We start from the raw sequence: 13411 nt of genomic DNA, 5'->3' as shown, positions 1-13411 counted from the left end.
ATGAAATTTGGCGGCCACCTGCCCGGTCGAGCGGCGGTGGAGAATCATCGACCAGAACATGGCACCAAAAACGATGATGCCGATCACCACACAGATCCAGAAAATGGTCATGTGCAGGTCGAATACTGCGTGACTGATTTCGGTCGCTCCAGGCGCCATATTCACAGTCCAGGCCGCTTGCGCCTGACTGAAAATCGACCACAACAGGAGGCCCATCCAGACATGTGGATGTCGCATCATTGCGGGTTCCCCTTATCGTTCTTGTTATCCCGCCGGCTTTCACCTGCGGCAAGGGAGCGGCTGCATCAGACTACGAACTTGAATTGCCGGGCCTTGCTGCATATGCAGTCGGGCGTCATCAGCTAACTCCATTCCACCCCGAGTATAGACAGCACCTCCGACCTCGCAACGCGAAGGCGTAAATCGGATGAAACAGCATTAACTTGCATTGCAGGGCACGAATGGAGAAGGATGCAGGCGAGTGGTGGCACGCCGATATAACAGGTGCGTCTCAAGGATGAAGTAATTATGACAAATGCGTCTTAGCATTTTTCGTAAGCCAGCTAAGTTATGTCTTCCCTATTTCATTGCCTTGTTTCCTGGAGTTTTCATGAACACCGCCGCATTGCGCGAGCAGATCCAAAAAGCCCAACAACACGAAGCCGAAACCCGCCTGCTGACGCGTCAGCTGGAAAGCAAACTGCCTCATCTACACCCGTCGATCCAATTGCCGGAGACCGATACCAACGGCGTACTGACGCGATTTGTCGCCGCCTACATCGAAGAAGTGCCCGATCTGCTGGATGCAGCCAATGAAGTCGCAAGGGAAGCGGGCATTGAGTCACAGATCAAACCGGTGCTGAAAATCGCCGAGCAGTACTTCCTCCAGCCGCCAGCCATCATGGCTGGCCACGTCGGGCTCGACAGCCTGCTGGATGAAGCCTATCTGGCGCATCGGTTCGTCGAAGAGGTCAACGACCTGTACATCAAGCATTTCGGCCAGCCACTGATCCCCCTGGACATGACTGTCGCCAACCTGATTGCTCACCAATTGATCGGTGAGTCGTTCGCCAACCAACTGGACGAAGCGGTACATCACGCCATCGACGAGATGCTCAACGACGAAAGCTTCGCCCTGGAATCGGTAGAAGCCTACCGTGAGAAGCTCAAAAGCCCGGACACCGGCGCCGCGTGGAAACGCTGGCCGTGCATGTCCCGCCGACTGGGCGTAGACCTGGCGCTGGATCAGCCGGCGGCTTGATCCAGCGGTAAACACAATCTCCCTGTAGGAGCGAACCTGCTCGCGATGAGGCCACGTCATTCAACATCAATGTTGAGTGATACGCCGCCATCGCGAACCAGCTCGCTCCCACACAGGAGCCTCAGCCAGCCGCGCCCAAGCCAATGTTCGTCCGCACCCGCCCCTCGAGCCTGCGCTTCAATCCCCGCGGTTCAATCACCAACCTTGAACCCTTGGCTGCATTGGCCCGCCCCCACTCCTCCAGCAACTCCAGGCACGAGTGATCGATGTAGCTCAGGTTGTTGAGCGGCACATGCACGGTCGTGCCCGGAGCGATACGACCCAGCATCCGGGTCAGCGCCGGCACCTTGAGGAAGGTCGCCGCCCCTGCCAGGCGCAATTCCACTTGCCCTTCCTGAGGCAGGTCGACCAGGCTGATTTTCAATCGAGAGGCTTTCAGCGCCAGCTTCACCAGCGTCAGGCCAAAGCCAATCAGCACGCCGGTCAACAAGTCCGTGAAAACGATGGCGAGCGCGGTTGCCGCGTAAGTGACCATCGGCGCAAGACCATACCGACCCAAACCACGAAAGACCTTGAGATCCACCAACTTGAAGCCGGTGTACACCAGTACGCCCGCCAGGCTTGCCACCGGAATGCTTTGCAGCACGCTGGACAGCAACAGCACGAACGCCAGCAGCCACAGGCCGTGGAAAATGGTTGAAAAGCGCGTGGTTGCTCCGGCCTGAACATTCGCCGAACTGCGCACGATAACGCCCGTCATCGGCAACGCCCCAAGCAGGCCACACAGCATATTGCCGATGCCTTGCGCCGACAGTTCGCGGTCAAAGTCCGAACGCTGGCCGCTGTGCATGCGATCCACCGCTGCGGCTGAGAGCAGGGTTTCGGCGCTGGCAATGAAGGCCACGGCAAATGCGGCAATCAGCAGGGTCGGATCGGCCAGGTTGAGCAGATCCGCCGGCTTCAGCCAGTCGATGGCTTGCGCCAGGTTGTCCGGCACCTGGACCCGTTTGACCTGCAACGTCAGTATCAGGCTGGTAAACGTGGCCAGACCGACGCCCAGTAGCGCCCCGGGAACGAAGCGCAGGGATTGTGGACGGAGTTTTTCCCACAGCCACATGACGGCAATGGTCGACAAACCCAGCAAGCCGGCTTGCCAGCCAAACGTGGGCAAAGCCTGAGCCAGCGCTTCCGGGAAGGCTGACAGATTATCCAGCCCCGAAGCTTTGGGCACGGCATCCAGCATGACATGCACCTGCGACAGGACAATCAACACGCCAATCCCGGCCAGCATGCCGTAAACCACCGCCGGTGCCGTCACCCGAAACCAGCAGCCCAACTTCAAGCGACCGGCCACCAGTTGCAGAAATCCCGCCAGCAACAAAATGGGTCCGAGCATGGCGACACCATGCTGGCGGACCAGTTCGAACACCAGAACAGCCAGCCCCGCCGCCGGGCCGCTGACCTGCAGCGGCGAGCCGGCCAGCCAGCCGACGACCAGACCACCGATGATGCCGGTTATCAGACCTTTTGCCGGCGGCAGCCCCGAGGCAATCGCGATACCCATGCACAGGGGCAGGGCGACCAGAAACACAACCACCGAAGCCAGTAGCTCCCGTGGCAGAACAGCTTTGAGTCGAACAGCACGCATGGTGAGTCTCCCGAAGTTTTCTTCAGGCATGGCAAAGCCAGGCTGCCTGAACGGCAGCCCCGGCTGAACCACACAACGATTTAGGAGGATCTAGAAGCGCGCTTTGGGCGTCGCCACGGGAATTGGCAGGCTGCCATTGAGCGGCAGGAAACAGCCTTGATCGGCGTCGTAGGCTTTGATTTCGCTGGTTTCGATGTTGTAGACCCAGCCGTGGATAAACAGCTGACCGTTGGCCATACGCGAGGCCACCGACGGATGGGTGCGCAAATGCTGCAACTGGGCGATCACATTCTCTTCGGTGAGAATGTGCATGCTTTCACTTTCGTTAGAGCAGTTGCAGTTCTCCTGCACCATGGTCTTGGCCACTTCGGCATGACGCAGCCAGGCTTTGACCGTCGGCATTTTTTCCAGACTGTCCGGGTTGAGCACCGCGCGCATGGCGCCACAATCGGAGTGCCCGCAAATGATAATGTGATGCACACCCAGAGCGAGTACGGCGTATTCGATGGCCGTGGAAACACCGCCGTTCATTTGCCCGTAAGGCGGTACGACGTTACCGACATTGCGGGTCACGAACAGATCCCCGGGGGAGCTTTGAGTGATCAATTCGGGAACGATGCGCGAATCGGCGCAGGCAATGAACATCGCTCTTGGCCGCTGGGCCGTGGCGAGTTTCTTGAAGAGCTCTTCCTGTTGGGGAAAGACCTCATGATGAAAATGCAAAAAACCGTCAACGATGTGCTGCAACGCTGCATCGGCGGTTTCGGCCTCGGGTTGGGCTGAAGCCGACGCAGCCAACGGCTGTTTATCCTTGTCACTCATGAATTCATCCTCATTGGCGGGCTCGGAAAGTCATCCCGTGGGGTCCGGTGTGGAGCCAGTGGCTGGTTAAAAAACATCCAGGCCGAGCATCTCGACCCATCAGTCACTCGATGAACAAGGTAGCGGCCGAATCTTAATTGAAACTGAATGAAACGCTCTAGAACGCGCGTTCCAGGTCACAAAAATGTGACCTTCACAGTATATGAACGCGCTCTTCAGTACTCACCATAGGCCAATTGTCCTCAAATCAACGACATTTGGCGACCCGGCGGACAAAAGGCTTCGCAATCCAGATTGAACCCCTCCCGGCGATCGATTCCCAGCCGTTTGATCGCTTTGGCAAAGCGCTGCGCCAGCAAATCCGCAAACGGACCTTCGCCGCGCATTCGAGCGCCAAAGCGGCTGTCATAGAGTTCACCGCCACGGCTCTGGCGAATCAGGCTAAGCACATGCGCGGCCCGTTGCGGATAATGAGCGCCAAGCCATTCTTCGAACAGCGGCGCCACCTCCAGCGGCAATCGCAACATCATGTAGGCGGCGCTTTGCGCTCCGGCCGCATGAGCCTCGCAGAGCAGGCTTTCGAGTTCGCTGTCGTTGATCATGGGGATCATCGGTGAACACAGCACGCCCACCGGAATTCCGGCATCGCGCATGACCCGGATCGCTCGCAGGCGGGCCTTTGGCGCTGCTGCACGGGGCTCGAGGATGCGCTTGAGTTCGTCGTCCAGGGTGGTCAGGCTGATCATTACCGCCACCAGCCTGTGCCGGGCAAGTTCGGTCAGCAGGTCCAGGTCGCGAAGAATCAGCGAGCCCTTGGTGACGATGGTCACCGGGTGCCGATAACGCAGCAGTACTTCGAGGGTTTGCCGGGTGATCCTGTATTCACGCTCGATCGGCTGATACGGGTCGGTGTTGGAGCCGAGGTTGATCGGCGCGCATTGATAGCCACGCCGGGACAGTTGTTCTTCCAGCACCTGCACAGCGTTGGTCTTGGCGATCAGTTTCGTTTCGAAATCGAGCCCTGGCGACATGTCCCAATAGGCATGGCTCGGCCTTGCGTAGCAGTAAATACAGCCATGTTCACACCCGCGATAAGGATTGATCGAGCGATCGAAGGGCAAATCCGGCGACGTGTTGCGGGTAATGATGGTTTTCGCCGTTTCAATGCGCACCTCGGTGCCTTGGGTGAGCGGGACTTCCTGGTACCAGCCGTCGTCTTCGGCCACCGAGCGGCTGATGGAGAAGCGGTTGTGCGGATTGGTCGCTGTGCCGCGGCCACGTGGGGGCAATGGCGTGTGCATGGGGGGAACCTTTTAACTGTATGCATGTACAGTACATTATCAGCATTCACCACACCAGAGCCGTTCGGCACTTTCTCTTTTTTGTATCTTGAGTTTCTGCAAAGTAACCATGAGATACATATAAAACCTGGTTCAGGCTCGGACAGTAGCGCTACTATTTTTGCAGCAAACATAAACATGGATACATTTAAAGGAACTGATTATTTTATTCTTAAATCCTCGGAAACATCATTATAAACATCGATTGCGACAGCAATATCAATGACCTGCCGCGCATATAACCCATGCGCGACAAAGTTGACTAACAAGGATAAAAATCATGTGGAAACCCAGTAATCCAGGTGTATTTCTACGTCGAATAGACTCACCGGAAAGTGATAAAGTGATTATAAAACTGGTGAGAGAAAACACGGTCGATGTTGCCAACCGGCAATATGATGATCGTTTCAGCGCCATAACAACCATGACGCTGCATATAAATAATGAAACCAGGCAACACAGCCTCGATTTTGATCCATGGTCAGATATAAATGTAATCCGCGACGGCAGCATTGATGAAAAAGATATAAATGCAATTAATCAGCTCGCCCTTGCCTTCTACCATCAATCAGTAATTGACCCGGACCTTCTTGTTTACATTTCGCGGGGCCCGGTCGACGATGTAGATGTTTTTGATCCAACAAAACCTGTTGAACCATTGCCTCCCCTGATACATACCCTGCGAATTGAAGCGCTGTATATGTATGAGGAGGAGGAGGAGGAGGAGGAGGAGGAGGAGGAGGAATTGGAACTCAGAGCTTACTACTACGGCAAATCATTTGATGAGGGTAATAGTTTTGCGGTAAGGGGAGGTTACTCAACAGGCTTCGGTAACGATGTAATACCCGACCTGGAAAATCTGGCCAAAGCTTTCTACATATTGAAACTGTAAAGGCGCCACGAACTGATTTCAGATAACCAGCGCCATTTCACATTTCATTGACACCTGCCTCACAGCCCTTTGACCGCTCAAGGTTGAAGCTGAACGCCAACATCCTGCCTCTTCCAGAACGGTTAACCCTGCATGTCCTTACCGCGTTTTATCCCGGCAATGTGCCTGTCACTGGTCGCCTTTCTCACGCTGACACCGGTCTTCGCTGACGACGCTACCCCGCCGCGCCCAGCGGAATGGGCTCAACCGGTCGAGAAGCAGTACAACCTCTTCCAGATGTCGCCGACGCTCTATCGCAGCGCCTTGCCGGACAAAGATGCCGTGCCACTGTTGGAGAAACTAAAGGTCGGCACGGTGATCAACTTCCTGCCTGAAGCGGACGCCAGCTGGCTGTCCACGCCAGGTATCACGCAAGTACAGCTGCCTTATCGTACCAACCATGTGGATGACGCCGATGTGCTCAAGGCCTTGCGCGCCATCAAGTCTGCCGAAGCCAAAGGCCCGGTGCTGATGCACTGCAAACACGGTTCTGACCGCACCGGTCTTATGGCGGCCATGTACCGGGTTGTCATCCAGGGCTGGAGCAAGGAAGAGGCCCTGAACGAAATGACCCAGGGCGGCTTTGGTGACAGTACCCATTTCAAGGATGGCATTCGTTACATGATGCAGGCTGACGTGGAAAAGCTGCGCACGGCCCTGGCCAATGGCGATTGCAGCACCAGCCCGTTCGCCGCGTGCTCGATGAAGAGCTGGTTCAAGTCCGCTCATATCGAATAAAAAAGCCCCCGTGGCATGGCGCTACGGGGGCTTTATTTCACTCAGGCTTTTTCTTCAGCTTCGGGTTCGGGAAAAACTGCACGGCCTGAACCTTGGTATCCGGGGCTTTGGGCACGGTCGTATTGACCCGCGTGCCGAGCTCCTTGGGCACCGACAGCCCTTGCTCATTGAGTGTGTCGGAGTAACCGCACGCCACGCACTCGCGATGCGGCACGTTGTCTTCACTCCACATCATCAACTTGTCCGACTCGCTGCATGCCGGGCAGACCGCCCCGGCGATAAAGCGTTTTTTCGTAATCACAGGCCCCTCGCTCATGCTGCCGCGTCCTCACTCAGGCCGCTGTGGCGCAAGAGTGCGTCAATCGATGGCTCCCGGCCACGGAAGTCGACGAACAGCACCATCGGCTCCTGAGAACCGCCACGTGCCAGAATCGCTTCGCGGAACGCACGGCCAGTATCAGCGTTGAGCACACCTTCCTCTTCGAACTTCGAAAACGCATCGGCCGAGAGCACTTCAGCCCATTTGTAGCTGTAGTAGCCCGCGGCATAACCGCCAGCGAAAATGTGCGCAAAGCTGTTGGGGAAGCGGTTGTAAGCCGGCGGACGCATCACCGAAACCTCGTCACGCACGCTTTCGAGTACTTGCAGTACGCCGCGGCCGTCGCCGTGTGTGGCGTGCAGTTCGAAGTCGAACAGCGAGAACTCCAGTTGGCGGACCATCATCAGGCCAGACTGGAAGTTTTTCGCCGCGAGCATTTTCCCGAGCAAGTCCTGAGGCAGCGGTTCGCCGGTTTCATAATGACCGGAAATCAGCGCCAGGCCTTCCGGCTCCCAGCACCAGTTTTCCATGAACTGGCTTGGCAGTTCGACGGCATCCCAGGCCACGCCGTTGATGCCGGACACGCCGGCATGCTCGACACGGGTCAGCAGGTGATGCAGGCCGTGACCGAATTCGTGAAACAGGGTGGTGACTTCGTCATGGGTCAACAATGCCGGCTTGCCGCTGTCGGCCGGGGTGAAGTTGCACACCAGGTTTGCCACCGGGCTTTGCAATACACCGCCAGCGGTGCGACGACGGTCGCGGGCGCCATCCATCCAGGCACCGCCACGCTTGTTGGCGCGGGCATAAAGGTCGAAGAAGAAGCGGCCAACGTGCTGGCCGTTTTCCTTGATCTCGAACAGGCGCACATCAGGGTGCCAGGTGTCGAAGCCCTTGAGCTCGGCGATCTCGATGCCGTACAGGCGCTGGACGATGGCGAACAGGCCCGAGAGCACCTTGTCGATCGGGAAGTAGGCACGCAGGGTTTCCTGCGAAACGCTGTAGCGCTGCTCACGCAGTTTTTCGCCGAAGAAACCGCTGTCCCAGCTTTTCAGGTCCGGGCAACCCTGCTCGGCGGCGTAGGCCTTGAGCTGGGCCAGGTCCTGGGTGGCGAACGGCTTGCTGCGCTTGGCAAGATCGCGCAGGAAGCTCAGCACCTGGTCGCCGGACTCGGCCATCTTGGTGGCCAGGCTCAGCTCGGCGAAGTTGGCGTAGCCAAGCAGCTGGGCCAGCTCCTGGCGCAGGTCGAGGATCTCGTGCATGACCGGGCCGTTGTCGTTCTGGCCGGCATTGGGGCCCTGGTCCGAGGCGCGGGTGCAGTAGGCGGCGTAGATTTCCTCGCGCAGGGCGCGGTCCTCGGCGTAGGTCATCACGGCGTAGTAGCTGGGGAACTCCAGCGATACCAGCCAGCCCTCAAGGCCCTTGGCCTGAGCAGCGGCGGCCATCTGCGCCTTGGCCGAATCGGTGAGCCCGGCAAGCCCGGCTTCGTCGGTGATCAGCTTGGTCCAGGCCTGGGTGGCGTCGAGCAACTGATTGGAGAAGCGGCTGCCCAGCTCGCTCAGCTTGCTCTGCACTTCGGCATAGCGCTGCTGCTTGTCGGCCGGCAGGTCGATACCCGACAGGCGGAAATCACGCAGGGCATGCTCGAGAATGGTTTTTTGCGCGACGTCGAAACCCGCGGCCTCAGGGCTGTTGGCCAGGGCCTGGTAGGCTTGGAACAGCTCGCGGTTCTGCCCGAGCTCGGTGGAGTAGGCGCTCAGGGCCGGCAGGCAGGACTCGTAGGCTTCGCGCAGCTCGGCGCTGTTGCACACGGCATTGAGGTGGCTGACCGGGCTCCAGGCGGCGCCCAGGCGGTCATTGAGCTCGTCCATCGCCAGCACCAGGCCTGCCCAGGTAGGGTTCTTGCCCTGGGTCTGGAGGATTTCGGCAATGGCTTTGCGGTTGTCGGCCAGGATCTGTTCGATGGCCGGCAGCACGTGTTCGGCACGGATCGCCGAGAAGGGCGGCAGATCGTAGGCTTGCAGAAGCGGGTTGTTCGCACTCACGGTTAGACACCTTGGCAGAAGAAACACGTGACCATCTTAATTACAATCGACGCCGTCCGCAGCAAGCAGCCTGCCTATCCGTACCCAAGAGGGGCGCTATCATGGCCATCCGCAACTTCCAGCAACACACTCCCACGCTAGGTGAACGCGCCTTTGTCGACCGTTCCGCGGTGGTCCTGGGCGATGTCGAGATCGGTGAGGACAGCTCGGTCTGGCCGCTCACGGTGATCCGCGGCGACATGCACCGCATCCGCATCGGCGCGCGCACCAGCGTGCAGGATGCCAGCGTGCTGCACATCACCCATGCCGGGCCGTTCAATCCCGAAGGCTTCCCCTTGCTGATCGGCGACGAGGTAACCATCGGCCACAAGGTGATGCTGCATGGCTGCACCCTGGGCAACCGCATCCTGGTCGGCATGGGCAGCACCGTCATGGACGGCGCGGTGGTCGAGGATGAGGTCATCATTGGCGCCGGTAGCCTGGTGCCGCCCGGCAAGCGCCTGCAAAGCGGCTTTCTCTACGTAGGCAGCCCGGTGAAGCAGATCCGCCCCCTGACCGACAAGGAACGCGCCTTCTTCTCCTATTCCGCTGGCAACTACGTCAAGCTCAAGGACCAGCACCTGGCCGAAGGCTACGATCGCCCCGAGTAATTCCGCCCACTGTTTTCAGAGACTGCCATGCACCATCAGAACATCCTTTTCGACCTCGACGGCACCCTGACCGATCCACGCCTTGGCATCACCCGTTCGATCCAGTACGCCTTGGCCAAGCTGGGCATCGACGAGCCCGACCTTGCGAAGCTGGAGCACTTCATCGGCCCGCCGTTGCTGCAAGCCTTCATGCAGTTCTACGGCTTCGATGAAGCCAAGGCGTGGGACGCGGTGAATTTCTACCGGGAGCGGTTCAAGGTGACCGGGCTGTACGAAAACCAAGTGTTCGAGGGCGTGCCTGAGTTGCTCGAAGCGCTCAATGCCCAAGGGCGCACGCTGTACATCGCCACGTCCAAGCCGTGGGAGTTCGCCCGCGAGATCGCACGTCACTTTGCCTTCGACCAGCACTTCAAGGTGATCTACGGCAGCGAGCTGGACGGCACGCGCACCAACAAGGTCGAGCTGATCCGCCACCTGCTTGAGATCGAGGGCCTGGACCCCGCGCAGACGCTGATGATCGGCGACCGCAAGCACGACCTGATCGGCGCGCGCAGCAACGGGGTGCAGGCCGTGGCGGTGGGGTATGGGTTCGGCAGCGAGGAAGAGCTGATGGCCGAAGCGCCAGCCTTCCATTTCCCGACCCTGGACGAGATGCACCGGGCGTTTGTGCAAGGCTGAAGGCCCTTTTCGCTGGCAAGCCAGCTCCCACAAGGTAAGCGCTGTACTTGAGCTCAGCGCTGACCCTGTGGGAGCTGGCTTGCCAGCGAAGAGGCCAGCTCAGACAGCGCAGCTTTGCGCTGAACCACCGGTAACTTCCCAAGCGCCTCCACCCGCTCATAAAACCGTTCCCAGTCCTCACCCACCTGCCTGAACACCTGCGCAAACGCCGGCACCCACTGGTCATACAAACCAAACGGCAACAGCTTGGCGTTGTTCAACGGCCCGTTCACCCAGGCGTCATACCGGCCAACTCCACCCCATTCACCCTCCCGCAATTGCCGATACTCAGCCCGCAACCGCCCGAATTCCGCCTGCTTCGCCGCACGCTTGGCCTCAACGCTCAAAGGCCCGGCATAGATCACCCCAAGCCGCTCCCGACTGGCCATCACCAGGCGGATGAACTGGTCCCGCTGGCGCAAGCTGTCATCGGCCGCCGCCGGCAGCCCGCGCGCGGCGCGCCACTGCCGGGTGCCTTCCTGCTCGACAAAGGTGGCAAAGGACTCGTTGAAGGCGGTGTCGTCCTTCACATAAAACCGTTGGTGCGCCAGCTCGTGGAAGATCAGCGATGCCAGCCGTTCCTCACCCCACGCCAGCATCGGTGCCAGCAGCGGATCGTCGAACCAGCCAAGCGTGGAATACGCCTCCACGCCGCCGACATACACATCCAGCCCGTCCTGGCGCAGCAACGCCGCCGCGCCGCGCGCGGCGCCCTGACGGTAGTACCCGCGATACGCCACGCACCCCGCGACAGGGAAGCAGTGAGTCTGGGGCTCGAGGGAAAGCTCCGGGGTGGCGAACACGTTCCACACCACGTAGGGCCGACCGAGGTCGGCGTACACCCGGTAGCTGCGGTTGTCGGGCAGCTTCAACCGGGCGCTCGCAAACACCCGCGCCTGCTCGGCTTGCCGTAGACGCTGGCGCAGCGCCGGATCGGTTGCCGGATCGTCCACCAGCGCGGCCACCGGTGCGCGCGCTCGCAACAGTTGCCACTGGCCTTCGGCCAGCTGCCCGTAGTAGCCCAGGCTTGCGCAACCGTTCAGCAGGAGGGCGCCCAACACGGGAACAAAACCCCTGAAAAAACGGTCGAGTGCCTGGCTTGAGCGCAGCAAAGGATAAAGTCGGAACATCGGGAAGATTCATCTCGCTCAAGTGCCGGTGCACTCCAAGACTATCTTGCCAGGAGGGACTTTCGCCATGCGTACACTGTTTGTGGTCGGTACTTTGGGTTTATCGGCGGGTTTGCTGGCGGGCTGCTCCAGCCTGCCGGACCCGGACCCGGGCCAGGCCTGGATCGACCTCGCGCCCCGCCAGGACACCGCGCTGCACGCGGTGCAAGTCGATGATCGCGACTGGGCCGACAAGCGCTACTTCGAAGTCACTCCAGGCAGCCACGAGCTGACCGTGCGCTATCTGTTCGAGGTCGCCTCCACCAATATCGGCCCAAGCAGCGAGCCGCTGTGGCGCGATTGCCAGCTCAACGTGAAATTCAAAGACTTCGATGCCGGCCAGCGCTACCAGCTGCAGGCGGGCAGCATCGGCTTCAGGCCGTGGCTCAAGCTCTATGACGACAAACGCCAACTCGTGGGCCAAGGCTTGCCAGCGGGCTGCCAGCGCACCTGACAGGCTCGATCGGCGCTATGCTTGTAGCGTGTAGTTCGCAGCGGGAGTTTCGCCATGCGCCAGCCGATGATGCTGATCGCCCTTAGTGCCCTGGGGGCCTGCGCCAGCCCCTTGCCGCCCTCCGACCCGAAGCAGGCGTGGATCGACCTCTACACCATCACCCCCGGCAGGCTGGTCATGGCCGACAGGCTTGATGGCAAACGCCTAGACGATGGCCGCTACTTCCAGGTCAGCCCCGGAAAGCACGAGCTGGTGGTGCGTTTTGATTTCGAAGTCTATTCCGGTGGTTTCACCACCGACCCCACCGAGCGCACCTGCTATCTGACTGTGAAGTACGACAATTTCCAGGCAGGACAACGCTACCGCCTGGAAGCACGGGCTCCGGTCATGCAGCCGACTGTCTACCTCTACGATGCGCAGCGCACCCTGGTGGTAGACGAGCCGAGCAATGTGTTCTGCATTCCCTGACGGCTAGCGATCATTTTTCTGATAGATGATCTTCTTCGTGCCGCCTTCGCAACTGCCCACGACCATGTTCTGGTCCCGGACTTCGGCATTGGGCACGATTTCCAGCGTGTAGGCGGTCACGCCGCTGGCCTGGATCTTGGCTTCGATCTCGGCCTTGAGCTCTTCGCAGGGCTTGGGGGCGGCCAGGGCAGCCGTTGTCATCAGGGTGCCGGCAAGGGCCACGGCAATACGAATCATGGGAAACTCCTCGTGACGGCATTCGGTCTGTCACCCCTGTTTGACTACAAACGCCCCGGCCCGTTGCGTCAGGACACCAGCGTTGCGTCGAGGGTGATGTCGGCCTTCAACACCTTGGAAACAGGGCAGCCTGCCTTGGCCTTATTGGCGAGTTCGATGAACTGCGCCTCGCTGGCACCGGGAACCTTGGCCTTGAGAATCAGGTGAACCGCCGTGATGGCGAAGCCGTCGGGCTGTTTGTCGAGGGTCACTTCGGCAATGGTGTCGATGCGGTCGGGCGTCAAGCCAGCCTCACCGAGGATCATCGACAGCGCCATGGAGAAGCAGCCAGCGTGCGCGGCGCCGATCAGCTCTTCCGGGTTGGTGCCCGGCACGCCTTCGAAGCGGGTGTTGAAACCGTAGGGATTCTGCTTGAGCGCGCCACTCTCGGTGGAAAGCAGGCCTTTGCCATCCTTGAGACCGCCTTGCCAGATCGCCGATGCTGTCTTTTTCATATTGCCTCCGGGCTTATGGATAGATACACAAAATTCAGAGGACATGGCCTACGGCAAGTTCAGAGCAATCTGTCCGTCGCCATTGAATCCTTCGAATGTGCCCATACAGAAGCATAAA

The 13411-nt window shown here is 59.5% G+C and carries 15 protein-coding genes and 1 pseudogene; 7 read left to right on the top strand and 9 right to left on the bottom strand.

The window, feature by feature from the left end; all coding sequences use genetic code 11:
• A pseudogene (locus VJS90_RS19420) lies at nucleotides 1–240 on the bottom strand (cytochrome c oxidase subunit II); the annotation flags it as partial.
• Nucleotides 241–610: 370 nt separating this feature from the next.
• Between VJS90_RS19420 and VJS90_RS19415 the strand changes: the two are divergent.
• Nucleotides 611–1261, top strand: coding sequence for a hypothetical protein (locus VJS90_RS19415; RefSeq protein ID WP_085723501.1), 651 nt, complete (start codon nucleotides 611–613; stop codon nucleotides 1259–1261).
• Nucleotides 1262–1382: 121 nt separating this feature from the next.
• Here VJS90_RS19415 and VJS90_RS19410 read toward each other — a convergent pair whose 3' ends face one another.
• The 3 genes from VJS90_RS19410 to VJS90_RS19400 form a co-directional block, all read right to left on the bottom strand.
• Nucleotides 1383–2909 carry a SulP family inorganic anion transporter gene (locus VJS90_RS19410; RefSeq protein ID WP_324123255.1) on the bottom strand — a complete coding sequence of 509 codons (1527 nt, stop codon included), beginning with the start codon at nucleotides 2907–2909 and terminating at the stop codon, nucleotides 1383–1385.
• A gap of 90 nt (nucleotides 2910–2999) precedes the next feature.
• On the bottom strand, nucleotides 3000–3731 hold the full coding sequence (locus VJS90_RS19405; RefSeq protein WP_085723503.1) for a carbonic anhydrase: 732 nt from the start codon (nucleotides 3729–3731) through the stop codon (nucleotides 3000–3002).
• Between the two features lie 242 nt (nucleotides 3732–3973).
• A complete protein-coding gene (locus tag VJS90_RS19400) occupies nucleotides 3974–5032 on the bottom strand; it encodes a PA0069 family radical SAM protein (RefSeq protein WP_324123232.1) in 1059 nt (352 codons plus the stop codon).
• Nucleotides 5033–5351: 319 nt separating this feature from the next.
• Here VJS90_RS19400 and VJS90_RS19395 point away from each other — a divergent pair, with 319 nt between their 5' ends.
• Both VJS90_RS19395 and VJS90_RS19390 read left to right on the top strand, forming a co-directional pair.
• Nucleotides 5352–5963 (top strand): hypothetical protein, encoded by a 612-nt coding sequence (locus VJS90_RS19395; RefSeq protein ID WP_324123231.1) that lies wholly within the window; start codon nucleotides 5352–5354, stop codon nucleotides 5961–5963.
• Nucleotides 5964–6095: 132 nt separating this feature from the next.
• On the top strand, nucleotides 6096–6740 hold the full coding sequence (locus tag VJS90_RS19390) for a dual specificity protein phosphatase family protein (protein ID WP_085723506.1): 645 nt from the start codon (nucleotides 6096–6098) through the stop codon (nucleotides 6738–6740).
• Nucleotides 6741–6777: 37 nt separating this feature from the next.
• Here VJS90_RS19390 and VJS90_RS19385 read toward each other — a convergent pair whose 3' ends face one another.
• Both VJS90_RS19385 and prlC read right to left on the bottom strand, forming a co-directional pair.
• Complete coding sequence (locus VJS90_RS19385) at nucleotides 6778–7056, bottom strand: YheV family putative zinc ribbon protein (RefSeq protein WP_324123230.1); 279 nt, start codon at nucleotides 7054–7056, stop codon at nucleotides 6778–6780.
• Nucleotides 7053–9104, bottom strand: a complete 2052-nt coding sequence (gene prlC, locus VJS90_RS19380) for an oligopeptidase A (RefSeq protein WP_324123229.1) — start codon at nucleotides 9102–9104, stop codon at nucleotides 7053–7055. The genes VJS90_RS19385 and prlC overlap by 4 nt, the downstream gene beginning before the upstream one ends.
• A gap of 101 nt (nucleotides 9105–9205) precedes the next feature.
• On the opposite strand from prlC, the gene VJS90_RS19375 reads away from it, so the two are divergent.
• Both VJS90_RS19375 and VJS90_RS19370 read left to right on the top strand, forming a co-directional pair.
• Nucleotides 9206–9754: a gamma carbonic anhydrase family protein gene (locus tag VJS90_RS19375; RefSeq protein WP_324123228.1), complete on the top strand. Its 549-nt coding sequence runs from the start codon at nucleotides 9206–9208 to the stop codon at nucleotides 9752–9754.
• A 27-nt stretch (nucleotides 9755–9781) separates the two neighbouring features.
• Nucleotides 9782–10432, top strand: coding sequence for an HAD family hydrolase (locus VJS90_RS19370; protein ID WP_324123227.1), 651 nt, complete (start codon nucleotides 9782–9784; stop codon nucleotides 10430–10432).
• A 53-nt stretch (nucleotides 10433–10485) separates the two neighbouring features.
• On the opposite strand, the gene VJS90_RS19365 is transcribed toward VJS90_RS19370, so the two are convergent.
• A complete protein-coding gene (locus tag VJS90_RS19365) occupies nucleotides 10486–11601 on the bottom strand; it encodes an aminopeptidase (protein ID WP_324123226.1) in 1116 nt (371 codons plus the stop codon).
• Between the two features lie 67 nt (nucleotides 11602–11668).
• Here VJS90_RS19365 and VJS90_RS19360 point away from each other — a divergent pair, with 67 nt between their 5' ends.
• Both VJS90_RS19360 and VJS90_RS19355 read left to right on the top strand, forming a co-directional pair.
• On the top strand, nucleotides 11669–12094 hold the full coding sequence (locus VJS90_RS19360) for a hypothetical protein (RefSeq protein WP_324123225.1): 426 nt from the start codon (nucleotides 11669–11671) through the stop codon (nucleotides 12092–12094).
• Nucleotides 12095–12148: 54 nt separating this feature from the next.
• On the top strand, nucleotides 12149–12562 hold the full coding sequence (locus VJS90_RS19355; RefSeq protein WP_324123224.1) for a hypothetical protein: 414 nt from the start codon (nucleotides 12149–12151) through the stop codon (nucleotides 12560–12562).
• A 3-nt stretch (nucleotides 12563–12565) separates the two neighbouring features.
• Here the strand turns inward: VJS90_RS19355 and VJS90_RS19350 are convergent, their stop codons facing one another.
• On the bottom strand, nucleotides 12566–12799 hold the full coding sequence (locus VJS90_RS19350) for a DUF1161 domain-containing protein (protein WP_324123223.1): 234 nt from the start codon (nucleotides 12797–12799) through the stop codon (nucleotides 12566–12568).
• Between the two features lie 68 nt (nucleotides 12800–12867).
• The gene (locus VJS90_RS19345) at nucleotides 12868–13293 is read right to left on the bottom strand and encodes an OsmC family protein (RefSeq protein WP_324123222.1); all 426 of its coding nucleotides are present in this window, start codon (nucleotides 13291–13293) and stop codon (nucleotides 12868–12870) included.
• Nucleotides 13294–13411: the final 118 nt, after the last annotated feature.

The sequence above is a fragment of the Pseudomonas sp. genome, from assembly GCF_035277045.1.
Lineage (GTDB): Bacteria > Pseudomonadota > Gammaproteobacteria > Pseudomonadales > Pseudomonadaceae > Aquipseudomonas.
This window is presented reverse-complemented; position numbering and strand designations above follow the sequence as displayed.